Origin of the sequence: Caenispirillum salinarum AK4 (assembly GCF_000315795.1) — a bacterium.
In the GTDB taxonomy this organism is placed as follows: Bacteria; Pseudomonadota; Alphaproteobacteria; order Rhodospirillales; family Rhodospirillaceae; genus Caenispirillum; species Caenispirillum salinarum.
Genome location: NZ_ANHY01000007.1, coordinates 24,705 through 45,884 on the forward strand (window position 1 = coordinate 24,705; position 21,180 = coordinate 45,884).

21 protein-coding genes are annotated in these 21,180 nt (G+C 67.2%); 10 read left to right on the top strand and 11 right to left on the bottom strand.

What is annotated here, in order from left to right; translation table 11 throughout:
- Nucleotides 1-79: 79 nt before the first annotated feature.
- The gene (locus tag C882_RS08425; RefSeq protein ID WP_009540155.1) at nucleotides 80-415 is read left to right on the top strand and encodes a PepSY domain-containing protein; all 336 of its coding nucleotides are present in this window, start codon (nucleotides 80-82) and stop codon (nucleotides 413-415) included.
- A 515-nt stretch (nucleotides 416-930) separates the two neighbouring features.
- Here C882_RS08425 and paaN read toward each other — a convergent pair.
- Complete coding sequence (gene paaN, locus C882_RS08430; RefSeq protein WP_009540156.1) at nucleotides 931-2,610, bottom strand: phenylacetic acid degradation protein PaaN; 1,680 nt, start codon at nucleotides 2,608-2,610, stop codon at nucleotides 931-933.
- Nucleotides 2,611-2,723: 113 nt separating this feature from the next.
- Complete coding sequence (locus tag C882_RS08435) at nucleotides 2,724-3,179, bottom strand: flavodoxin domain-containing protein (RefSeq protein ID WP_009540157.1); 456 nt, start codon at nucleotides 3,177-3,179, stop codon at nucleotides 2,724-2,726.
- 181 nt (nucleotides 3,180-3,360) lie between these two features.
- Between C882_RS08435 and C882_RS08440 the strand changes: the two genes are divergently transcribed.
- The 9 genes from C882_RS08440 to C882_RS08480 all read left to right on the top strand — a co-directional run bounded on the left by C882_RS08440 (nucleotide 3,361) and on the right by C882_RS08480 (nucleotide 12,759).
- Nucleotides 3,361-4,143 carry a Phenylacetic acid catabolic protein gene (locus C882_RS08440; RefSeq protein ID WP_009540158.1) on the top strand — a complete coding sequence of 261 codons (783 nt, stop codon included), beginning with the start codon at nucleotides 3,361-3,363 and terminating at the stop codon, nucleotides 4,141-4,143.
- A 195-nt stretch (nucleotides 4,144-4,338) separates the two neighbouring features.
- Nucleotides 4,339-5,166, top strand: coding sequence for an enoyl-CoA hydratase-related protein (locus C882_RS08445; protein ID WP_009540159.1), 828 nt, complete (start codon nucleotides 4,339-4,341; stop codon nucleotides 5,164-5,166).
- Between the two features lie 28 nt (nucleotides 5,167-5,194).
- Nucleotides 5,195-5,986, top strand: a complete 792-nt coding sequence (gene paaG, locus C882_RS08450) for a 2-(1,2-epoxy-1,2-dihydrophenyl)acetyl-CoA isomerase PaaG (RefSeq protein ID WP_009540160.1) — start codon at nucleotides 5,195-5,197, stop codon at nucleotides 5,984-5,986.
- An 8-nt stretch (nucleotides 5,987-5,994) separates the two neighbouring features.
- Complete coding sequence (paaH, locus tag C882_RS08455) at nucleotides 5,995-7,524, top strand: 3-hydroxyacyl-CoA dehydrogenase PaaH (RefSeq protein ID WP_009540161.1); 1,530 nt, start codon at nucleotides 5,995-5,997, stop codon at nucleotides 7,522-7,524.
- Nucleotides 7,517-7,993, top strand: a complete 477-nt coding sequence (paaI, locus tag C882_RS08460) for a hydroxyphenylacetyl-CoA thioesterase PaaI (protein WP_009540162.1) — start codon at nucleotides 7,517-7,519, stop codon at nucleotides 7,991-7,993. The genes paaH and paaI overlap by 8 nt, the downstream gene beginning before the upstream one ends.
- Nucleotides 7,990-9,198 carry a 3-oxoadipyl-CoA thiolase gene (gene pcaF / locus C882_RS08465; RefSeq protein WP_009540163.1) on the top strand — a complete coding sequence of 403 codons (1,209 nt, stop codon included), beginning with the start codon at nucleotides 7,990-7,992 and terminating at the stop codon, nucleotides 9,196-9,198. Before paaI ends, pcaF begins: the two co-directional genes overlap by 4 nt.
- A gap of 138 nt (nucleotides 9,199-9,336) precedes the next feature.
- A complete protein-coding gene (paaK, locus tag C882_RS08470; protein WP_043644554.1) occupies nucleotides 9,337-10,677 on the top strand; it encodes a phenylacetate--CoA ligase PaaK in 1,341 nt (446 codons plus the stop codon).
- Nucleotides 10,678-10,849: 172 nt separating this feature from the next.
- A complete protein-coding gene (locus tag C882_RS08475) occupies nucleotides 10,850-12,481 on the top strand; it encodes an FAD-dependent oxidoreductase (RefSeq protein WP_009540165.1) in 1,632 nt (543 codons plus the stop codon).
- Between the two features lie 26 nt (nucleotides 12,482-12,507).
- A complete protein-coding gene (locus C882_RS08480) occupies nucleotides 12,508-12,759 on the top strand; it encodes a DUF2783 domain-containing protein (RefSeq protein ID WP_009540166.1) in 252 nt (83 codons plus the stop codon).
- A gap of 75 nt (nucleotides 12,760-12,834) precedes the next feature.
- On the opposite strand, the gene C882_RS08485 is transcribed toward C882_RS08480, so the two are convergent.
- The 9 genes from C882_RS08485 to nifD form a co-directional block, all read right to left on the bottom strand.
- A complete protein-coding gene (locus C882_RS08485; RefSeq protein WP_009540167.1) occupies nucleotides 12,835-13,440 on the bottom strand; it encodes a nitrogen fixation protein NifQ in 606 nt (201 codons plus the stop codon).
- Between the two features lie 132 nt (nucleotides 13,441-13,572).
- Nucleotides 13,573-13,875 (bottom strand): ferredoxin III, nif-specific, encoded by a 303-nt coding sequence (gene fdxB / locus C882_RS08490; RefSeq protein ID WP_009540168.1) that lies wholly within the window; start codon nucleotides 13,873-13,875, stop codon nucleotides 13,573-13,575.
- Nucleotides 13,876-13,890: 15 nt separating this feature from the next.
- The gene (locus C882_RS08495; RefSeq protein ID WP_009540169.1) at nucleotides 13,891-14,130 is read right to left on the bottom strand and encodes a CCE_0567 family metalloprotein; all 240 of its coding nucleotides are present in this window, start codon (nucleotides 14,128-14,130) and stop codon (nucleotides 13,891-13,893) included.
- An 11-nt stretch (nucleotides 14,131-14,141) separates the two neighbouring features.
- Entirely contained in the window at nucleotides 14,142-14,621 is a 480-nt protein-coding gene (locus C882_RS08500) for a NifX-associated nitrogen fixation protein (protein ID WP_009540170.1), read from the bottom strand.
- 4 nt (nucleotides 14,622-14,625) lie between these two features.
- Nucleotides 14,626-15,129 carry a nitrogen fixation protein NifX gene (gene nifX / locus C882_RS08505; protein ID WP_009540171.1) on the bottom strand — a complete coding sequence of 168 codons (504 nt, stop codon included), beginning with the start codon at nucleotides 15,127-15,129 and terminating at the stop codon, nucleotides 14,626-14,628.
- Nucleotides 15,101-16,492, bottom strand: a complete 1,392-nt coding sequence (nifN, locus tag C882_RS08510; RefSeq protein ID WP_009540172.1) for a nitrogenase iron-molybdenum cofactor biosynthesis protein NifN — start codon at nucleotides 16,490-16,492, stop codon at nucleotides 15,101-15,103. Before nifN ends, nifX begins: the two co-directional genes overlap by 29 nt.
- A 3-nt stretch (nucleotides 16,493-16,495) precedes the next feature.
- Nucleotides 16,496-17,914: a nitrogenase iron-molybdenum cofactor biosynthesis protein NifE gene (gene nifE / locus C882_RS08515; protein ID WP_009540173.1), complete on the bottom strand. Its 1,419-nt coding sequence runs from the start codon at nucleotides 17,912-17,914 to the stop codon at nucleotides 16,496-16,498.
- A gap of 236 nt (nucleotides 17,915-18,150) precedes the next feature.
- Nucleotides 18,151-19,689 (bottom strand): nitrogenase molybdenum-iron protein subunit beta, encoded by a 1,539-nt coding sequence (gene nifK / locus C882_RS08520; RefSeq protein WP_009540174.1) that lies wholly within the window; start codon nucleotides 19,687-19,689, stop codon nucleotides 18,151-18,153.
- Nucleotides 19,690-19,733: 44 nt separating this feature from the next.
- Entirely contained in the window at nucleotides 19,734-21,176 is a 1,443-nt protein-coding gene (nifD, locus tag C882_RS08525) for a nitrogenase molybdenum-iron protein alpha chain (RefSeq protein WP_009540175.1), read from the bottom strand.
- Between the last annotated feature and the right edge of the window lie 4 nt (nucleotides 21,177-21,180).

Consider the following 21,180-nt stretch of genomic DNA (forward strand, 5'->3'; position numbering starts at 1 on the left):
TTCGCTTGCGTTGGAAAGGGTGAAAGAGCCGCCGGAAGGGTGGCTCGATCCCTAAAACTACTCCGACGGAGGCCAAGACATGAAACGCTTCGCCGCCATGACCGCCGCCGCATCCATGACCGCCGCCGCCATGACGGCCGCCCCCGCCCTCGCCCAGGACGACATGGCCGAGGCCGACCGCGCCGCCGAGGAAATGATGGCCGAGATCTACGTCTACGACACGGTCGACTACAAGACTCCCAGCCAGATCATCGCCAACCTTCTGGATCGCGGCTACACCAACATCGAGGAATTCGATGTCGAGTGGGGCAGCTACGAGGTCGAGGCCGTGCCGCCGGGCGGCACGGACGAGATGGAAATCGAAATCGACCCCGTCACCGGCGCCATCACGGACATCGACGAAAACTGGTTCTAATCCGCCCGCACGGATTGGAACTCGGCAAGCGGCCGGAGCCTTCGTGCAAGGCTCCGGCCGTTTTGCATGGATAGCCACGAAGGCACGAAGAACACCAAGAGGATGTGCTTGCTGTGGCGCTGCGGCTTCAGCGGTCTGCGTAGTGCGGGTGAAACACCAAGACACCAAGGCATCAAGACAGCGCGCGAAGGCGCGCAATCATCCTCTTCCCGACCACCTTCGCCCGGTCCGTCAGGTTCATGATGATTAAATCGTCGAGGGAGCGCGAGGGAGCCCGTGGCTCCCTCGCATAACCATTCCGGCGAAGCCGAAAAGCCTTGGTGTCTTGGTGTCTTGGTGTTTCAAAAGCGACGCTGGACCCTGAAGCCGCAGCACGCTCCATCAGCACACCGGCTTCGTGCCCTTCGTGTCTTCGTGGCCTCGCCGCACCCCGCCAGACCCAGCCCCTCCCCACAAAAAGCCCCGCCGACCAAAGCCGGCGGGGCAAGATGAGGCAGGGGCCTCCTTCTTCGGCGCTACGCGGGTTCGCGCACGCCGACGAAGCGGAATCGGTTGGCGACGAAGGCCAGGTCCACCAGGGCCGCGTTGGCCGCCGGGTTGCCGCCGGTGGCGTGGAAGTCGCTGAAGGCCGCCGTCTGGTTCACGAACACGCCGCCCGTCAGGTTGACCGACAGGGCGACCTGCGCATCCAGGCAGGCTTCCTCCGCCTGCTCGACCAAGTCGCGGCTGGTGGAGTACAGGCCGGCGGTGATGGCGCCGTGCTCCCGCACCGTGCGCTTGGCGGTCTCGATGCAGTCCGCGCCGTCGTCGCAAGCGATGACGAAGGACACGGGGCCGAAGCACTCCTTGCAGTAGTCCGCCGCTCGGTCCTTTTCCAGCACCAGCATGGCCGGCGTGTGGACGCGGGCGCCCTTCAGGTACGGGTGGTCGATGGGGCGGCTTTCCAGGATGACCTGGCCCATCTTTTCCGCCTCCTTGATGCGCTCGGCCGTGGCGGGGTTCTGGATGGCGCCCAGAACTTCCACCGCGCGGGCGTCGTCGGACAGGAACTTCTCCACGCCCTTCGCCAGCGCCTCCGCCACCTCGTCGAAGCTCTTGTGGCCCTGGTCGGTCTCGATGCCGCCCTTGGGGACGAAGATGTTCTGCGTGGTGGTGCACATCTGGCCCGTGTAAAGGGACAGGGTGAAGGACATGTTGCGGATCATGCCCTTGAAGTCATCCGTCGACTCGATGACGACGAAGTTCACGCCGGCCTTTTCCGTGTAGACCTGCGCCTGCCGGCAGTTGTCTTCCAGCCAGTTGCCGAAGGCGGTGGAGCCGGTGAAGTCGATCACCTTCACCTCGGGCCGGGTGCACAGCTCCTTGGCGATGGGGGCGTTGTGGTCGTCGGCGGCGAGCGTCACCAGGTTGGGGTCGAAGCCGGCTTCCGCCAGAACCTCGCGCGCGATCTTGACCGTGATCGCCAGCGGCAGCACGGCACCCGGATGCGGCTTGACCACCACCGGGTTGCCGGTCACCAGGCTTGCGAACAGGCCGGGGTAGCCGTTCCAGGTGGGGAAGGTGGAGCATCCGATCGTCACCGCGACGCCGCGCGGGGCGACGCGCCAGTGCTTTTTCATGACCAGCGGCGGGTTCTTGCCCTGGGGCTTCTCCCAGATCACCTCGCCTTCCGGCACCTGCGTCATGGCCATGTAGCCGTAGGTGACGGCCTCCAGCCCGCGGTCCTGGGCGTGCGGGCCGCCGGCCTGGAAGGCCATCATGAAGGCCTGGCCGGTGGTGTGCATGACGGCGAAGATCATCTCCGGCGTGCGCTTGTTGAGGCGCTCCAGGATTTCGGCGCAGACGCTCGCGCGCACTTCCGGCACGGCGCGGCGCCAGTCCGGCATGGCGGCCTGGGCGGCCTTCAGGACTTCGTCGATGTCGGGCTTCGGGTAGGTGATGCCCATCTCGATGCCGAACGGGCTTTCCTCGGCGCCGACAGTGCCGGACGCGCCGGGCACGTCGATCTCGAACGGCTTGCCCAGGTGCGCCTTGAAGGCGGCCATACCGTCGTCCTTGGCAGTCTCGCCGTAGGGCTTCAGGTGCTCGGGGTAGAGCGACCAATAGCCGCGCGCATTTGCGGCCTCGACCGCCTTTTCCAGCGTCGGCTTGTGCTTGGACACAAGCTCCATCGCGCGGGTGCTGATGACGTTCATCGGGGTCTCCGTTTCCTTGGACGGTGCGCCACCGGCCTTGCATGAACCTTCCGGCGGCGGCGGTGTTCCCTGTTGTCTTGTTCTGTTCGTTGAGCAGCGCAGAAAGCGGGCGGTCAGCCCAGCTGCGCCAGCCATTCCTCGCCCCAGGTCAGCGCGTCCTCGTCGGGCAGGGGCTGGGTGCAGGCGTCGATTTCCAGGCGCTCCCCGACCTTGTGGGCGCCGAGTTCGGCCAGCAACGCATCCATGGTCTTGCCGGCCTTGCAGAAGGTGTCGGAATACGTCTGGTCGCCCAGCGCGATGACGCCGTACTTCAAGCCCGACAGGTCCGGCTTCTCCTCGCCCAGCGCGTCGTGGACGGGGATGATATTGTCGGGCAGTTCGCCCAGGCCGTGGGTGGAGGTCACCACCAGCAGCACGTCGCGCGCGGGCAGATCCAGCCCGTCGAGCGTGGCGTCGTCCATGGCCATGTCCACATCGTGGCCCTTGGCGCTGAACTCGTCCATGAGGGTCTCGCCCACCATCTGCGCGTTGCCCGATTCGGTGCCGACGAGAATCAGGATGCTGCTCATGGATGTCCGTCCCCGTTCTTACGTTCTTGTTGCCTGTTTTCCTGGCCTCCCGGAGCGGTCCGGTTTCCGTTAACGGAACCCACTCGCCCACGTCGGAATTTTGTGATACCAAATCGCAGGCTAAGTGTCTATTTTTGTATCACGCGCAAAACACAGAACACGCAAGGGAGGGCGCAGATCCATGGCACGAGCGGATTCCGAGGTCATCGAACACGTCGCGGGCGGCGGGACGCTGGGGGCCGACGACACGCTGTCGCCGGGTTACAAAGGCGAACTGATGCGGCTGATGGCTGTCTTCGTCGACAGCGAACTGGCGGGCGCGGCGGGCTTCGTGCCGTTCATCAACAGCGCGCCGGGGCTGAAGCAGCGCAGCATCGCGGCGCGAATCGTCAGCGAAAAGTACCGCCACGCCGAACAGGGCCTGAGTTTGATGGAGCCGTTTGGTATCAACCCGGAACTCTATGTGCGCAGCCACTGCTGGTGGTCGCGGCTGGATCGCTCGCTGGACCTGGGCGCGCGGCGCGTGGGATCGGACAAGCGGCTGAACGTGTTTCACTACCCGCTGGAGGGGTGGACGGATGCGGTCGTCCTCAACCTGCTCATGGGCACCGCCTCGGCCGTGCAGATCGATGAGCTGGCGGGCTCCTCCTACCGCCCCATGGCCGAGGTGATGGGCGCCATTGCGAGCCGGGAGAAGACCCACGCCGAATGGGGCGAAGAGGGCCTGCGCCAGGAGGTGGAGCGCCTGCGCGACCACCGCACGCCGCAGGTCAACGTTGACTACTGGTTCCCGCGCGTCGCCGCCACCTTCGGCCGCCACGGGGCGACGGACCAGAGCCAGCAGTACCTGAAATACGGCCTGCGCCAGGCCACCAGCGGCGAGCTTCTGAACCGCTGGCTGGTCGATATCGGACCGCGCCTCAAGGGCTTGGGCCTGACGCTGCCGCCCGTGCCGACCGCCTGAGCCCAGCGGTTACGCCTTTCGGCACCTGCGGCACGGGCTCAAAAAGGTTTACATTTTCCGACGCTGGTGACAGGATTTTGTATCATTAAAAATTGCAGCCCGGCGGGGCGCTGGCGCATCCGCCGCCAACACCTGACACGACGGGCCTCCGCACCCTGGATGAACCGGGGGCGGACAGGGAGGACACGAGACACGATGACCACGGCCGAGTTCACTCGGGCGGGGCGTTCGGAGGCCGGAGCGGAGACCCCGTTCGCCGATATCCGCATCGACATGGTGCGTCCGGGCGTCCTGCGTCTGACCATCGACCGCCCCAAGGCCCGCAACGCCCTGCGGACCCAGACCCTGCGCGAGATCGCCGAGGCGCTCGATGCCGCCGCGCGCGATGCCGACGTGCGCTGTGTCGTGCTGACCGGCGGCCCCAAGGTCTTCGCCGCCGGGGCCGACATCGGGGAACTGGCGGCGCATGACGCGACGTCCATCCTCGACGACGCCCGCCCCGGCCATTGGAAGGCCATCCGGTCCTTCCCCAAGCCCATCGTCGCGGCCATCAACGGCTATTGCCTGGGCGGCGGGAATGAACTCGCCATGCACGCCGATATCCTCATCGCCGGCACCACGGCCGTCTTCGGTCAGCCGGAGGTGAACCTGGGCATCATTCCCGGCGCCGGCGGAACCCAGCGCCTGACCCACGCGGTCGGCAAGTCCAACGCCATGCTCATGGCGCTGACAGGCGCCTTCATCGACGCGCAAACCGCGCTCGCCCAGGGGCTGGTGAGCGAGGTGACCCAGCCGGAACTGACGGAAGACCGCGCCATCACCATCGCCGAGACCATCGCCGCCAAGCCGCCGCTGGCCGTGCGCATGGCGAAGGAAGCGGTGCTCAAGGCGCACGAGGTGGGGCTGGAACAGGGCCTGCACGCCGAGCGCCGGGCCTTCTGCCAACTGTTCGCAACCGAGGATAAACGCGAGGGCGTGAGCGCCTTCCTGGAAAAGCGCCGCCCGGCCTTCACCGGCCGCTGAGACAAGCCACAAAGGACGACGCAGAGGCATGAACACCGAGACGATCCTGTACGAGGTCGCCGACGGCGTGGCGAAGATCACGCTGAACCGCCCGGACAAGCTGAACAGCTTCACCGTCCAGATGCACGGGGAACTGGCCGAGGCCATCAAGGCCGCGCGCACGGATGAAAGCGTCCGCTGCCTGCTCATCACCGGCGCCGGGCGCGGCTTCTGCGCCGGCCAGGACCTGGGCGACCGCGCCGTGTCTCCCGGCGGTGAGGCGCCGGACCTGGCGGAGAGCCTGGAGAAGCGGTACAACCCGCTCATCCGCTCCATCGCCGACCTTGAGATGCCGGTGATCTGCGCGGTGAACGGTGTGGCCGCCGGCGCCGGCGCCAACCTGGCGTTCGCCTGCGACATCGTGCTGGCCGCGCGCTCGGCGTCGTTCATCCAGGCGTTCTGCAAGATCGGCCTCGTGCCCGATTCCGGCGGCACGTGGTCCCTGCCCCGCCTTGTCGGCCCGGCCCGCGCCGCCGCGCTGATGCTGACCGGCGAGAAGGTCCCCGCCGACAAGGCCGCCGACTGGGGCATGATCTGGAAGGCCGTGGACGACGAGGCCCTGGCGGAAGAAGCCGAGGCCCTGGCGAAGCACCTCGCCACCCAGCCGACCGCCGGCCTCGCGCTCATCAAGCGGGCGCTGAAGGAAACCTGGACCAACACCCTGGACCAGCAACTGAACCTGGAGCGCGACCTGCAAAGCCTCGCCGGCCGCACGCGCGATTATCAGGAGGGCGTGGACGCCTTCATGAACAAGCGCCAGCCGGCGTTCGTGGGCAAGTGAGGCCGGGCATGACCGACCACACCACCGCCACCGCCCTGCCCGACTCTTCCGTTGTCGGCGTCATCGGCGCCGGCACCATGGGGGCCGGCATCGCCCAGGTCGCCGCCGCCGCCGGGCATCCCGTCGTGCTGTTCGACGCCGCCCCGGGCGCCGCCGCCAAGGGCAAGGAGGGTGTCGCCGGGCAGCTCGGCAAGCGGGTCGAAAAGGGCCGCATGAGCGAGGCCGACCGCGACGCCCTGCTCGACCGCATCACGGTCGTGGACGCGCTGGAGGGCCTGTCCGACGCCGCCCTGGTGGTGGAAGCCATCGTGGAGCGCCTGGAGGTCAAGCAGGAGGTCTTCGGGACGCTGGAAGACCTGTGCGGCGAGAGCGTCATCCTGGCGTCGAACACCTCCAGCCTGTCGCTGACCGCCATCGGCGCGGGCCTCAAGCGGCCGGAGCGGCTGGTGGGGATGCACTTCTTCAACCCCGCCCCTGTGATGCAGCTGGTGGAGGTGATCTCCGGCGTCGCCACCGATCCGGCCGTCGCCGCCACCGTCCACGCCACGGCGGCGGCCTGGGGCAAGAGCCCGGTGCACGCGCGCTCCACCCCCGGCTTCATCGTCAACCGCGTGGCCCGGCCCTTCTATGCCGAAGCCTTGCGGGTGCTGGAGGAACAGGGCGCGGACGTCGCCACCATCGACGCCGTCATGCGCGAGTGCGGCGGCTTCCGAATGGGGCCGTTCCAGCTCATGGACCTGATCGGCCATGACGTGAACTACGCCGTCACCTCGTCGGTCTTCGCCGCCTACTACAACGACAAGCGGTTCCTGCCGTCGCTGGTGCAGAAGGACCTGGTGGACGCCGGCTGGCTCGGCCGCAAGACCGGGCGCGGCTTCTACGACTACGCCGAGGGCGCCGAGACGCCCGAGCCCGCCACCGCCGCCCCCTGCCCCATGCCGGAAGGCCCGGTGGTCGCCGATGCCAACGCCCCCCTGCTCGACCGCCTGCGCGCCAACGGCGTGGCGGTGGAGGTTGAGGAGGCCGAGGATTTCTCCATCACCGTCGATGGCGTTGTCCTGCTGCCCTCCGACGGCGGCACAGCGACGGAGGTGGCCGAGGCCGAGGGGCTGACGGACGTGGTCGTCTACGACCTGGCGCTGGACTTCATGCAGGCGACCCGCATCGCCGTCGCCGTCGCCGATCAGGCCGCGCCCGGCACGCTGGAAAAGGCCGTGGGGCTGCTCCAGGCCGCCGGCTTGGCCGTGTCGGTGATCGACGACGTGCCGGGGCTGATCGTCACCCGCACCGTCGCCATGCTCGCCAACGAGGCCGCCGACGCCGTCTTCCAGGGCGTCGCCGGCGCGGCCGACGTGGACACCGCCATGACCAAGGGCGTGAACTACCCGCGCGGGCCGCTCGGTTGGGCCGAGGACCTGGGCCTGGAGCGCATCCACGCCACCCTCACCAATTTGTACGAAACCTATCACGAGGACCGCTACCGCCCGTCGGCGCTGCTGCGGCGCAAGGTCCTGGGAGGAACCCGTTTCCATGCCTGAAGGTGATCCGATCATGGAGCCCGCCCGCAAGCAGCAGGTGGCCGAGGCCGCCCGCGAGGCCATGTACGCCCGCGACCACGCCGCCCAGGCCCTCGGCATCGAAGTGACGGAGGTCGCGCCCGGCTTCGCCAAGTGCACCATGACGGTGCGCCAGGACATGGTGAACGGGCACGACATCCTGCACGGCGGCCTGTGCTTCACGCTGGCCGACACCTGCTTCGCCTACGCCTGCAACAGCCACAACCGCGTCACCGTCGCCCAGTCGGCGAGCGTGACGTTCTGCGCGCCGGGCAAGCTTGGCGACGTGCTGACCGCCGAGGGCACGGAAACCTGGCAGCAGGGCCGCGGCGGTGTCACCGACGTCACCGTCACCAACCAGGATGGCGTGGTGCTCGCCATGTTCCGGGGCAATTCCCGCACCATCAAGGGCCAGGTCGCCGACCTGCCGGGAGAGGAGGCCGCGCAATGACCCGCGACGCTTTCATCTGCGACGCCATCCGCACCCCCGTCGGCCGCTACGGCGGCGCGCTGGCGAGCGTCCGCGCCGACGATCTGGCCACCGTGCCGCTCAAGGCGCTGATGGAGCGCAACAAGTCCGTCGAGTGGAACCAGGTGGACGACGTGATCCTCGGCTGCGCCAACCAGGCCGGCGAGGACAACCGCAACGTCGCCCGCATGGCCGCCCTGCTGGCCGGGCTGCCGACCGAGGTGCCGGGCACCACCGTCAACCGCCTGTGCGGCTCCGGCATGGACGCCACGGGCTTGGCAGCGCGCTCCATCAAGGCCGGCGACGGCGACCTGTGGATCGCGGGCGGGGTGGAGAGCATGAGCCGCGCGCCCTTCGTCATGCCGAAGGCGGAAACGGCGTTCTCGCGCGCCAACGCGGTCCATGACACCACCATCGGCTGGCGCTTCGTCAACAAGATCATGCAGGAGCAGTTCGGCATCGACAGCATGCCGGAGACCGCCGAGAACGTCGCCGCCGACTTCCACATCGCCCGCGAGGACCAGGACGCCTTCGCCCTCCGCAGCCAGCAGCGCACCGCGAGCGCCATGGAGGCCGGGCGCCTCGCCGCCGAGATCACGCCGGTGACGATCCCCAAGCGCAAGGGCGACCCGGTGGTGGTCGATACGGACGAGCACCCGCGCCCAGAGACGACGCTGGAGGCGCTGGCGAAGCTCAAGACCCCGTTCCGCAAGGACGGCTCCGTCACCGCCGGCAATGCGTCGGGGGTGAACGATGGCGCCGCCGCCCTTCTGTTGGCCTCGGAGGATGGCGCCAAGCGTCACGGCCTGACGCCGCGCGCCCGCGTTGTCGGCATGGCGACGGCCGGCGTGCCGCCGCGCATCATGGGCATGGGGCCTGCGCCCGCCACCCGCAAGGTGCTCGCCCAGACCGGCCTGACGCTCGACCAGATGGACGTCATCGAGCTGAACGAGGCCTTCGCGGCCCAGGCGCTCGCGGTGCTGCGCGACCTCGGCCTGCCCGACGACGCCGAGCACGTGAACCCCAACGGCGGCGCCATCGCGCTCGGCCACCCGCTGGGCATGAGCGGCGCGCGCCTCGTCACCACCGCGCTGAACGAGTTGGAACGCCGCCAGGGCCGCTATGCGCTGTGCACCATGTGCATCGGCGTCGGCCAGGGCATCGCCATGGTGATCGAGCGGGTCTGAAATCCTCACACCCGCCCGGCGCTTAGCCGTGGCATATTAAAAAGAATGAAAGAGCCGGCTTCCCCCAAAACAACAATCCGCCGGCCGACGGGAACAGAGACTGGAACGTCCGAGACAGGAAGGAATCGGGGCATGAACATGGTGAAGACCGCGCCCAACGGTGCCATGGACCTGACCAAGCGTCCGCTGGAACACGAACTGGACCCCATCGAGATCGCCTCGCGCGACGAGATCACGGCAATCCAGACCCGCCGGCTGAAATGGTCGGTGCGCCACGCCTACGAGAACGTCCCGCACTTCCGCAACAAGTGCGACGCGGCAGGAATCCACCCGCGCGACATCAAGGAGTTGTCGGACCTGAGGCACCTGCCCTTCACCACCAAGGACGACCTGCGCGAAACCTACCCCTACGGCATGTTCGCCGTGCCCATGAGCGAGGTGGTGCGCATCCATGCCTCGTCGGGCACCACGGGCCGCCCGACGGTGGTGGGCTACACGCAGCAGGACATCGCCATGTGGTCGCGGGTGATGGCGCGCTCCATCCGCGCCGCCGGCGGGCGCCGGAACATGAAGGTGCACGTCTCCTACGGCTACGGCCTGTTCACCGGCGGCCTGGGCGCGCACTACGGAGCGGAGGCGCTGGGCTGCACGGTCATTCCCATGTCCGGCGGGCAGACGGAAAAGCAGGTGCAGCTGATCCGCGATTTCGAACCGGACGTCATCATGGTCACGCCGTCCTACATGCTGGTCCTGGCCGACGAGATGGAACGCCAGGGCATGGACCCGCGCGACAGCAGCCTGAAGATCGGCATCTTCGGCGCCGAGCCCTGGACCAACGACATGCGCACCGAGCTTGAGGGCCGCCTGGGCCTGGACGCCATCGACATCTACGGCCTGTCGGAAGTGATCGGGCCCGGTGTGGGCATCGAGTGCATCGAGACCAAGGACGGCCTGACCCTCTGGGAAGATCACTTCTATCCCGAGATCATCAACCCGCAGACCGGCGAACCGGTGGCGGACGGCGAGATCGGTGAACTGGTCTTCACCAGCCTGACCAAGGAAGCCATGCCGGTCATCCGCTACCGCACCCGCGACCTGACCCGCCTGCTGCCGGGCAGCGCGCGCTCCATGCGGCGGATGGAAAAGATCACCGGCCGGTCCGACGACATGCTCATCATCCGCGGCGTCAACGTCTTCCCGACCCAGATCGAGGAACTGATCCTGAAGGACGAGCGCCTGTCGCCGCACTACCAGCTCATCGTCGGGCGCCAGGGCCACTTGGACACGCTGAAGGTGCGCGTGGAGATGCGTGCCGGCGTCGACGGCTCGGCCTGCGACATGGCCGCCAAGGAACTGCAGCACCACATCAAATCGTTGATCGGCGTCTCTTCGGTCGTCGACGTGGAGCCCCACGGCGCCATCGAGCGCAGCCAGGGCAAGGCCAGGCGCGTCGTCGACCTGCGCAAGGACGAGGGCTGACGGGGGCCACCACCCCGTCCCGTCCCCCGGCCCCCCTTTCCGCCATCGCCGCCGTCCAGACCCAGCCTTGGACGGCGGCGATGGACCTTGAACGGGGCTCTCTCGGCAGTTAGTATCAAATGAAACTGTAACGGATGAAACAAACATCCGCAGGCGAACGGGGAAGCGTCCAATGCTGCAAACCTATCAGTACCCGGAGTTCCAGTACGTCCCACCCAGGGAGCTTTCGTCGGACACGGTCACGCGCAAGCCCGCCGTGGTGGTCGGCGCCGGTCCCATCGGCCTGACCGCCGCGCTCGACCTTGCCGCCCAGGGCGTACCGGTGGTGGTTCTGGATGACAACAACACGGTCTCCATCGGCTCCCGCGCGGTGTGCTACGCCAAGCGCGCGCTGGAGGTGTGGGACCGCCTGGGCGTCGCGGGGCCCATGGTCGACAAGGGCATCGGCTGGAAAATCGGCAAGGTCTTCCGCGATGAGGAAATGGTCTATCAGTTCGACCTGCTGCCCGAGGCCGACCACAAAATGCCGGCCTTCATTAACCTCCAGCAGTACTACCTGGAGGAATACCTGGTGGAGCGCTGCAAGGCCTATGGCGACCTTGTGGACCTGCGGTGGAAGAACAAGGTCACGGGCCTGGAGAACAACGCCGACCACGTCGCACTCACCATCGCCACGCCCGACGGCGACTACCGCCTGGATGCCGACTGGGTCATCGCCTGCGACGGTGCGAAGTCCGACATCCGCGGCATGATCGGCGCCAGCTTTGAGGGGCAGGCCTTCCAGGACCGTTTCCTCATCGCCGACGTGGTGATGAAGGCGGACTTCCCGACGGAACGCTGGTTCTGGTTCAACCCGCCCTTCCACCGGAACCAGAGCGTCCTGCTGCACAAGCAGTGCGACAACGTCTGGCGCATCGACTTCCAGCTGGGCTGGGACGCTGACCCGGAGGAAGAGAAGAAGCCGGAAAACGTCATTCCGCGCCTGAAGGCCATGCTGGGCGAGGACACGGAATTCGAACTGGAGTGGGTGAGCGTCTACCAGTTCGCCTGCCGCCGCATGGAGCACTTCCGCCACGGCCGCCTGCTGTTCGCCGGCGACGCCGCCCACCAGGTCAGCCCCTTCGGCGCGCGCGGGGCCAACACCGGCGTGCAGGACATCGACAACCTGTCGTGGAAGCTGAAACGGGTGATGGACGGCACCGCGCCGGAAAGCCTGCTCGACACCTACGATACCGAGCGGGTCTTCGCCGCCGACGACAACCTGATGAACTCCACCCGGTCGACGGACTTCATCACGCCGAAAAGCCCGATCAGCCGCGCCTTCCGCGACGCGACCCTGGACCTCGCCCGCGAGCACCCCTTCGCCCGCGCGCTGGTGAACTCCGGCCGCCTGAGCATGCCCACACCCTACGCGGCCTCGCCGCTCAACACGCCGGACACGGACGCCTTCAAGGGCCGCATGACGCCGGGCACGCCGGCCGCCGACGCGCCGGTGACGGCGGACGGACAGGATGCGTGGCTGCTCAACCGCCTGGGCGGGGACTTCACGGTGCTGTACTTCACGCTGGACGGCGGCGTGCCGGACGAGCTGAAGGCCTTCGAGGATGACCCCGCCGGCGTGAAGGTGGTGACGGTCGGCCCCGGCGGCCTCGCGGACGTGAAGGGGCTGGTGGCGGAGCGCTACGATGCGACGCCGGGCTCGGTCTACCTGATCCGCCCCGACCAGTACGTGGCGGCCCGCTTCCGCCAGTTTGACGCGCGCCGCCTGCGGGTGGCGCTGGACACCGCGCTCGGCAAGGGCTGAGGCCCGAGTACAGGGAGAATACGCCCATGTTCATCGACAAGGACAAGACCGTGCGCGAGGACGGCATGACCAAGCTGACCACCCAGCCGAACCTGTCGCGGCCGGATGACTTCTATGAAGCCCTCATCGAGGCGCACCGAGGCCTGTCGGACGACCAGAGCCGCGACGTCAACTGCAAGCTGGTGCTCCTGCTCGCCAACCACATCGGCGACATGGATGTGCTGAAGGACGCGCTGGAGATGGCGCGGAAGGGGCATGAGCCGGAGACTGCGACCTGAGCGCCTGACGGCGCGCGGGGCTCAGGCCGCCCCGCACCCGCTTTTGCGAGGGCCGTCGGGCCCTCGCGCTCCCGGTTACTCCGCCGCCATTCGCGCCGCATTCGCCAGCGGGAGCAGCGGGTCGCCCGCTTCCTCGCCAAAGCAAACGGCGTAGTCGTCGCACACCGCGCAGTTGGGCGCCTTGCAGATGACGATGCCCTCCATCTGGCAGAGCTGGCGGTAGAAGAACTTCTTCCACTTCATGGTGTCGACGTTGCGGGCGGCCAGGGGCGCGAAGTGGCGGGTCAACAGGCCCGACAGCTCCGACCTCTCCCACAGGCCCAGGTCCTGCCACAGGTGATTCGCGCCCAGAGAGCGACGGGCGACAATGGCCGCCAGCCAGGCTTCCTCCGGCCGGGTGCCGGTGGTGCGGTGGTCGAGCAGGAGGCGCTTCAGGTCCTCTTCCTCCAGCGCTTCCTCCGCATCGGGAACGGCGGTGGCGGGGTCGTGCAGGATATCGCGGCAACCGGGGAAGTACGTGGCGAACAGGGCAAGCAGGGCGTCCGGCGCGAGCCCCGTGCCATCGCACAAGGTCCGCGCCGGATCGGCCCGACAGACGGCGATCACGCAGGCGAACACGTGCCGGTCGACGGACTCCCCCAAGCCATCGGCGGACATGAGACGCTGGTATACCGTCTGCATTGGAAACCTCCTTCAGCGGGTGCCTCGGCGGCAGGCGGTGGAGGTCGATTCCTGCTTTCGCAGGAATGACGGGTATTGGATAGCCCGTCGCCCAGCGTTGGGCTCCACACCCGATGCCAGTCACCCCGCCCCTCACGCCGCCGCTTCGGCGGGGCCGTGGGTCTGGCAGCTGTTGCCGCAGACCTTGCTGCACGAGTTGCAGCCGACACAGTTGCCCGGGTTGGCGACCGTCATGACCTTGCGCTCGATGTCCTCGTCATCGTCGAAGGGGTCCACAAGCTCCCCCTCGTCGTTGACGCCCTTCAGTTCCAGCACGCCCTGGTCGCAGACCTTGTAGCAGCGGCCGCAGCCGATGCAGCTGTCGCTGTCGATGCTTTCCAGGTACTGCGGCACCCACGGCGAGCCGTCGCGCCGGGCAAAGGTGATGGAAGCCATGACAATCCCCTTAGTTCAATACGTTATCCGTTGAACACCGCCTAAAGCGGCGGCGGCGGCCGTCTCGGCCTGCTTCAACTCGGCGCGGGCGGCCGTCAGCTCGGCGTAGGCGTCATGGGTGGCCTGGGCCACGTCCATGATCTTTTCCCAGTCCACCGGAAGCTCCTCCGACAGGTCGTGGAGGTTCATCTTGGCGTTGGTGGCCCTGGCGCTGAGCTTCTTCACGCGCGCCTTCAGATCCTCGATGTCGCTCATGGCCGCCCCCTTCACGCATCCGCCACGGCGGGGAAGGTCTCGATCCACTTGACCGCCTCGGCCACCAGTTTCTCGCCCGCCTCTTCCAACTTGGCGACGCTTTCAAAGCCGAAGCGGTGGACGTCGCGCAGGGACTTGGCGACCACCACCAGCCGGCCCGTCGTCATGATGACGCGGCCGAAGCCCTCGTGGCTCATCTTCATCATGGGGCTGCACATCCTGCCCGTGCGGCGCTCCACCGCCAGGCCGATGGCGGCGTAGAACAGTTCCACCCGCCACAGGATGTCGGGGTCCGGGTCGCCGATGATGGGGATCTCGCGGCGCCGCTCCTTGGTGACGATGAAGTCGTCCAGCAACTCGCGGTCGGATTTCTTCTCCCAGGCGCCGTAGCTGTCCTGGGCGCGGATCTGGCTGATCAGCTCCTTCACGAAGGGGCTTTTCAGGGCCGTCGCCTCCTCGGGCGTCAGCTCCAGCACGGGCGCGTCGGTCATCGGGTCAGTCCTCCTCGTCCATGAACGACAGGTCGCGTTCCTCGGTCTTGCCGAGGGCCTTGCGCAGCCACGGCGGCGGCGTGCCGTTCAGCATCGCCACGGTGCGGTCCAGCACCTGGGTGATGGGCTCGGGCTGCGGCACCTTGATGGGGTGGACGCGGGCCGCCACCACCTTGGCCGCCGCCGGGCCGCCGATGGCCTTCACGAACAGGATGGCGCAGCCGTCGAGCGCGCCGATCTTGGCCGCGATGCGGTCCTCGCCGTCGTCGGTGTGCTTGCCGTCCTCGTTGCTCGTGTTGTCGAACTGCAAGGCTTCGAGGAAGCGATAGCCGGCGTCGTCAACCTCGTAGACGGCGATGTTGCGGGCCGAGGCGAAGTGCGCGTCGACGGTTTTCATGTCCTGGGTGGTGAAGGCGATCTTCATGGTGCCCCTCTTGCGTTCCGGCCGTGCGGCGAGCGCGGTGCCGCCTCCGGCGTCCTCAACCAGCCGCAGCTTGCGAACCGCCATGGCTCCCCTCCCCTGACCCGGCGCCCGCCCAATCGGCCGGGCTGGCGTGGTGGGCGTGGTCGATGAAGGTGTTGGCAAGGTCGCAGACCAGCGCCCGCGTGCCGCGATAGCCCAGAAGCGTCTGATGCGCCGCCCCGATACGGTCGAACTGCGGGAAGCCCACCCGGAACAGCGGCAGGCCCAGGCGCTCGGACGCCTGCCGGCCGTGGCTGTGGGTGACCAGAAGGTCGGCGCCGGTCTCGGCCGCGCCCGTCTCCAGGTCGCCCAGGTCGCCGACGATCACCTTGGCGCAATCCAGCGCCTCCAGGTGCGGGGCTGGCATGGTGGTGACCACGGTCGAAAGCTCCGCCCCCATGCCCGTGAAGATCGGCCCCAGCGCCCACAGAAGGTCCGGCTCGGCGGCGATGGCGATGCGCTTTCCGCCGAAGTGGAAATGGCCGTCCAGCATGGAGTCCACCAGCTGGCTGCGCTGGCGGCGCAGGCGCTTCGGCACCGGCTTGCCCGAAATCTCGGCGAGCGTGACCACCAGCCGGTCCACCGCCTCCAGTCCCGTCAGGCCGTCGATGAAGCGGGTCGGCACGCCCGTGCGGGCCTCCAGCCGCTCACCGCTGATGCGCATGTGCTCCCCGATCGCCAGCGTGCAGGCGGAGCGGTGCATGCGGCCCATGTCCGCGATGGTCGTGCCGCCGTAGGTGGTGCCGACGTGGCGGCCCGGCACGTGCCCGTCCAGCGAGCCCGACAGGTCGGGCAGGATGATGGGCTCCAGCCCGAAGGCCTCGATGATCTCGCGCAGCTCGTCCACGTCGCCAGGGCTCATGTGCGCACCGGCCAGGACGTTGATCTGGCGCAACGTGCGGGTGCCGTCGCCGGCGGGCACGAAGCGGTCGATCATGGCCGACACCGCCTTGCCCCACCCTTCCTGCACGCCGCCGGCGAAATCAGGCGTCGCCGCGAAGACAAGCTGCGTGTCGCCCAGCGCCTCGGCGTGTTTCGCCTGGATGGTGCGGACGTCGGCGAAGGTGTCCTCGCCGCGCGTCTCCGTGAGGCCGGTGGAGCAGATGCCGATGACCTTCGGCCGCGCCCGCTTGTGGATGTTGAGCACCGCCTGTTCCACGTTGTCCATGCCGCCGAGGATGGTCGTGACCTCGTTCATGGCGGTGGTCTGGAACGGGATGGCTTCCTTGAAGTGGCGCACCAGCAGCACCAGCGCGAACGCCGTGCAGCCCTGGCTGCCGTGGAACAGCGGCAGGCAGCCGTCCAGGCCGAGATACGCCATGGCCGCGCCCAGGGGCGGGCTCATCTTCAGCGGATTGGTGGAGGCGGACTTGCGCGCGATGACGAACTTTTCGCTCGGCTTCTGCATGGCTCAGCCCTCCCCGCCGGCGGTGGTCAGAAGATTGCCGTCGGCGTCCCAGGGGGCGTCCTTCTGGATGGTCGCCCACATGGGGTTGTTCACCGCCTTGTCGAGCTGGCGCACCAGCTCCACCATGCCGACGTAGCCGGCGTAGGCGTAATGGCGCTCCTGGTTGATATCCAGCCACGGCCGGCGGGCCTTCAGCGCGACAAACTGCGTGCGGCCGCCCGACAGCATGATGTCGGCCTCGCCCTCCTCCAGCATCCGGTACATCTCCGGCGCGGGGATGGCGCCGACCAGCGCGCTTTCCTCGCCTTCCATGAGGTCCAGCGCGCGCGCCTTGTCGTTGTCGGTCGCCTTGCGGACGGATGTACGGACAACCTCCATCCCCACCTCCTGCAGGGCGGAGACCACCGACCAGCTCTTGTGGCCGCCGGTGTAGAGCAGCACCTTCCTGCCCTCCAGGCGCGGCTTGTAGGCGCGGATGGCGGCCCAGGCGTTTTCCTCTTCCTCGGCGATCAGCGCCTCGGCGCGGTCGATGAGGCCGGGATCGGCGCCCTGGTCTACGAGTAGACGGCTCATGGTGCGCAGGACGTCGGAGGTATCCTCGATGCCGTAGAAGCTGCCCTCGAAGAAGGGAATGCCCCACCGCTCCTGCATCTTGCGTCCGACGTTTATCATCGCCTGGCTGCACACCATCATGTTCACCCGCGCCCGGTGGGCAGTGGCGACGTCGCGATAGCGGGCATCGCCGGTGATGCAGGCGCGCAGGCGGATGCCAAGCTTCTCGAACAGCGGCTTGACCTGCCACAGCTCGCCGGAAAGGTTGTATTCGCCGATGATGTTGACGTCGGTCGGGCCGGCGTCGTCTGGCTCCATGGTGCCGATGACGTGGTCGAGCAGCGCCTCGCCGCCCAGCTTGTTGCCCAGGTTCTTGGAGCCGACGAAGCCCGGCGCGTTGACCGGAATGACCGGCACGCCCAGCTTTTCCGTCGCCACCTCGCAGACCTTTTCCACGTCGTCGCCGATGAGCGCCGGCACGCAGGTCTGGTAGACGAAGACGGCCGGCGGGTTGCGGTCGGCGATGACGTCCTTGATGGCCTTCCACAGCTTCTTTTCGCCGCCGTGGATGACGTCCAGTTCGCTCATGTCGGTGGTGAAGCCCATGCGGTACAGCTCCGACCCGGACGAGGCCGCATGGCGGTTGTCCCAGGCGTTGCCGGCGCAGGCGATGGGGCCGTGAACCAGATGGACGACATCGGTGATCGGCTGCAGGGCGATGAGCGCGCCGTCGTAGGCGCAGCCGCCGGCGGCGGCACCGGGCGTCAGGCCCTTGATGGAACAGCCCTTCTTGCGCTCGGCGTCCGACTTGCCCTGGTTGGTGACGCAGCCGGGCTCGTTGAACAGCTCCTGGACTTTCTGCTTCAGCATCGCGGTCTCCTCGGCGGAACGGGGGAGTGGTCCCGAGGGGGGTGATGCGGAGGTGGTTGCAACCCCTGTGCCAGAGGGAAAACGGCGGAGTTTCAGGGAGTTCAGGAAGTGTCGCTTTGTCGTGTCCGTGCCAATTGTCGGATGTGTGACATGCGTTACTCGGAGTGCCCCCAAAAGAAGACCGGCCGGAGGGTTTCCCCTCCGGCCGGCTTCCCGCAAAAAAAGCGGTCCCAGCGTTACCGGGTGAGGTCGAACGAGTAGTCCGACACGCCGGTCTCGTTGGTGTCGGCGTCGATCGTGTCGAACACCTTGTCCAGCAGCGTCACCAGGACGCGCAGGCCACCCTGGTAACCCCAGGTGGGGAAACGGTGGTGGTGGTGGCGGTCGAAGATCGGGAACGTCAGGCGGATCAGCGGGATCTTCAGGTCACGCTCCAGGTACTTGCCGTAGGAGTTGCCGATCAGGAAGTCCACCGGTTCCGTCGCCAGCAGGGACCGCAGGTGCCACAGGTCCTTGCCCGCCCACACCTGGCAGCCTTCGCCGTAAGGCGAGGACGCCAGGAGCGCTTCCATCTGCTTGCCCCAGGCCTTGGTGCCGTTGGTGGCCAGCACGTGGGTCGGCTCGGCGCCCAGCTCCATGACGAACTGCGCCATGCCCAGGCAGAAGTCCGGGTCGCCGTAGATGGCGAACTTCTTGCCGTGCAGGTGGCTCATGCTGTCGGCGATGGCGTCGACCAGGCGGCCGCGCTCCACCAGCAGCTCTTCCGGGATGTCCTTGCCCGTCAGCTCCTTGACGGCCATCAGGAAGGCATCGGTGCCCTGCACGCCCAGCGGGTAGTTGAGCGCCTTGACCTGCTGGCCCACGCTTTCCGCGTACTCCAGGGTCTTGCTGGTGCAGGCCTGCTGCATCGAGAGGGTCGCCTTGGCGTTCATGGCCGCCTTGGTGTCCTCGATGGTGGTGCCGCCGGCGTACATGTTGAAGGTGCCGTCGGCCGGCATGTCGTAGACGTCGGAAACGTCGGACAGCAGGGTGTAGTCGACGCCCATCATGTCCAGCATGCGCTTGATTTCACGGTTGTTGGCAACCGCGAAGCCGTCGAAGCCAGGGATGATGTTCAGGCTTTCGCCGGCCGTGCGCTCCTGCTTCTTCCAGAAGTACTGCAGGATGCCCTTCATCATGTTGTCGTAGCCGGTGGTGTGGCTGCCGACGAAGGCCGGGGTGTGCGCGAAGGGCACGTCCAGGTCCTGCGGGATGGAGCCCTTTTCCTTCGCCGTGGAGGTGAAGGCGTGCAGGTCGTCGCCGATGACTTCCGCCATGCAGGTGGTGGACACGGCGATCATCTTCGGCTTGTACAGCTTGTGGGCGGTGCCCAGGCCGTCGACCATGTTGGTTAGGCCGCCGAACACGGCCGCGTCTTCCGTCATGGACGAGGAGACGGCCGAGGACGGCTCCTTGAAGTGACGGGACAGGTGCGAGCGGTAGTAGGCCACACAGCCCTGCGAGCCGTGCACGAACGACAGGGTGTCGGCGAAACCGGCGGCGGCGAACACCGCACCCAGCGGCTGACAGGCCTTGGCGGGGTTCACGACCAGGGCCTCGCGGGCCAGGTTCTTCTCACGGTAGTCCCACGACTTGGTCCAGTCCGCGATCTCCTGGACCTTTTCGTCCGGGTGGCCGCATTCGAACTGTTCCTTCTTCGCCTTGAACATCTCGGTGTATTCGGGCTGGCGGAACAGCGGCTGATGGTCGAGGACCTTTTCAACGCTCTGAGGCATATCGGATACTCCTGAACAGTGTGGAGCCGGAGGTCGGAGGCCGCTTACGCGGCCTTCCACGGAGCCTGGAACAGACCCCACACCGGATTGTTGATCGCCATGTCCATGTCGCGGGCGAAGATGGCGAAACCGTCATAGCCGTGGTACGGGCCCGAGTAGTCCCACGAGTGCATCTGGCGGAAAGGCACGCCCAGCTTCTGGGTCGGGTACTTTTCCTTGACGCCGGAGCCCACCAGGTCGGGGCGCAGGCCCTCGATGAACTTCTCAAGCTCGAAGGCCGACGCATCGTCGTAGATGAGCGTGCCTTCCTTCACGTAGTCGCCGGTGCGCTGGTAGTCGTCGTTGTGGGCGAACTCGTAGCCCGTGCCGACGATCTCCATGCCCAGGTCCTCGTAGGCGGTGACGACGTGACGCGGGCGCAGGCCGCCGACGTAGAGCATCACGGTCTTGCCTTCCAGGCGCGGACGGTACTTTTCCGTGACCGCGTCGACCAGCGGGCGGTACTTGGCGATGACCTTCTCGGCGTTCTGCTGGATGGTCTCGTCGAACTGCTTGGCGATGTTGCGCAAGCTGGCTTCGATCTGCGAGGGACCGAAGAAGTTGTACTCCATCCAGGGCACACCGTATTTTTCTTCCATGAAGCGGCAGATGTAGTTCATGGACCGGTAGCAGTGGATGAGGTTCAGCTTGCCCTTGGGCGCGCGCTCCAGCTCCGCCAGGGTGGCGTCGCCCGACCACGAGCCGATCACGCGCAGGCCCATCTCTTCCAGCAGGATGCGCGAGGCCCAGGCATCGCCGCCGATGTTGTAGTCACCGATGATGACCACGTCGTAGTCGGTGCCTTCCCACTGCACGTCGGCCTTTTCCAGGACCCAGTCGCGCACGGCGTCGTTGGCGATGTGGTGGCCCAGTGACTGGGACACGCCGCGGAAGCCCTCGCAGCGGACCGGCACGATGGTCTTGCCGGTTTCCTTGGCCTTCTTGCGGGCGACGGCCTCGATGTCGTCACCGATCAGGCCGATCGGGCATTCCGACTGCACCGAGATGCCGTTGTTCAGCGGGAACAGCGCGTTGATCTCGTCGATCGTCTTTTCCAGCTTCTTGTCGCCGCCGAAGACGATGTCGCGTTCCTGGAAGTCGGTCGTGAACTGCATCGTGCCGAAGGCGTTCACGCCCGTCGTGCCGATGTAGTAGTTGCGACGCTGGGACCAGGAGTAGTGGCCGCAGCCGACCGGACCATGGCTGATGTGGACCATGTCCTTGATCGGGCCCCAGACCACGCCCTTGGAACCGGCGTAGGCGCAGCCGCGCACCGTCATCATGCCCGGAACGGACTTCACGTTGGACTTGACGCCGCAGTCGGACTTGCCGTCCGCCACGTTCAGGTGCTTCTTGCGCTTCTTGGCGCCCTTCTCGGGATACGCCTCGAGGACTTCCTCGATCAGCTTCTTCGAAAGCTCGGCGTCGTTGGTGTAGTCAAGGCTCATCGCC

What these genes read in the sequence shown, in the direction of transcription:
- nifE (WP_009540173.1), bottom strand. Translation starts at nt 17,914, where the DNA reads ATGCTGAAGCAGAAAGTCCAGGAGCTGTTCAACGAGCCCGGCTGCGTC.
- C882_RS08500 (WP_009540170.1), bottom strand. Translation starts at nt 14,621, where the DNA reads ATGACCGACGCGCCCGTGCTGGAGCTGACGCCCGAGGAGGCGACGGCC.
- C882_RS08480 (WP_009540166.1), top strand. Translation starts at nt 12,508, where the DNA reads ATGTTCATCGACAAGGACAAGACCGTGCGCGAGGACGGCATGACCAAG.
- paaK (WP_043644554.1), top strand. Translation starts at nt 9,337, where the DNA reads ATGGTGAAGACCGCGCCCAACGGTGCCATGGACCTGACCAAGCGTCCG.
- nifX (WP_009540171.1), bottom strand. Translation starts at nt 15,129, where the DNA reads ATGGCGGTTCGCAAGCTGCGGCTGGTTGAGGACGCCGGAGGCGGCACC.
- nifD (WP_009540175.1), bottom strand. Translation starts at nt 21,176, where the DNA reads ATGAGCCTTGACTACACCAACGACGCCGAGCTTTCGAAGAAGCTGATC.
- C882_RS08440 (WP_009540158.1), top strand. Translation starts at nt 3,361, where the DNA reads ATGGCACGAGCGGATTCCGAGGTCATCGAACACGTCGCGGGCGGCGGG.
- paaN (WP_009540156.1), bottom strand. Translation starts at nt 2,610, where the DNA reads ATGAACGTCATCAGCACCCGCGCGATGGAGCTTGTGTCCAAGCACAAG.
- C882_RS08475 (WP_009540165.1), top strand. Translation starts at nt 10,850, where the DNA reads ATGCTGCAAACCTATCAGTACCCGGAGTTCCAGTACGTCCCACCCAGG.
- C882_RS08435 (WP_009540157.1), bottom strand. Translation starts at nt 3,179, where the DNA reads ATGAGCAGCATCCTGATTCTCGTCGGCACCGAATCGGGCAACGCGCAG.
- pcaF (WP_009540163.1), top strand. Translation starts at nt 7,990, where the DNA reads ATGACCCGCGACGCTTTCATCTGCGACGCCATCCGCACCCCCGTCGGC.
- nifN (WP_009540172.1), bottom strand. Translation starts at nt 16,492, where the DNA reads ATGCAGAAGCCGAGCGAAAAGTTCGTCATCGCGCGCAAGTCCGCCTCC.
- C882_RS08445 (WP_009540159.1), top strand. Translation starts at nt 4,339, where the DNA reads ATGACCACGGCCGAGTTCACTCGGGCGGGGCGTTCGGAGGCCGGAGCG.
- paaI (WP_009540162.1), top strand. Translation starts at nt 7,517, where the DNA reads ATGCCTGAAGGTGATCCGATCATGGAGCCCGCCCGCAAGCAGCAGGTG.
- C882_RS08495 (WP_009540169.1), bottom strand. Translation starts at nt 14,130, where the DNA reads ATGAGCGACATCGAGGATCTGAAGGCGCGCGTGAAGAAGCTCAGCGCC.
- paaH (WP_009540161.1), top strand. Translation starts at nt 5,995, where the DNA reads ATGACCGACCACACCACCGCCACCGCCCTGCCCGACTCTTCCGTTGTC.
- nifK (WP_009540174.1), bottom strand. Translation starts at nt 19,689, where the DNA reads ATGCCTCAGAGCGTTGAAAAGGTCCTCGACCATCAGCCGCTGTTCCGC.
- fdxB (WP_009540168.1), bottom strand. Translation starts at nt 13,875, where the DNA reads ATGGCTTCCATCACCTTTGCCCGGCGCGACGGCTCGCCGTGGGTGCCG.
- C882_RS08485 (WP_009540167.1), bottom strand. Translation starts at nt 13,440, where the DNA reads ATGCAGACGGTATACCAGCGTCTCATGTCCGCCGATGGCTTGGGGGAG.
- C882_RS08425 (WP_009540155.1), top strand. Translation starts at nt 80, where the DNA reads ATGAAACGCTTCGCCGCCATGACCGCCGCCGCATCCATGACCGCCGCC.
- paaG (WP_009540160.1), top strand. Translation starts at nt 5,195, where the DNA reads ATGAACACCGAGACGATCCTGTACGAGGTCGCCGACGGCGTGGCGAAG.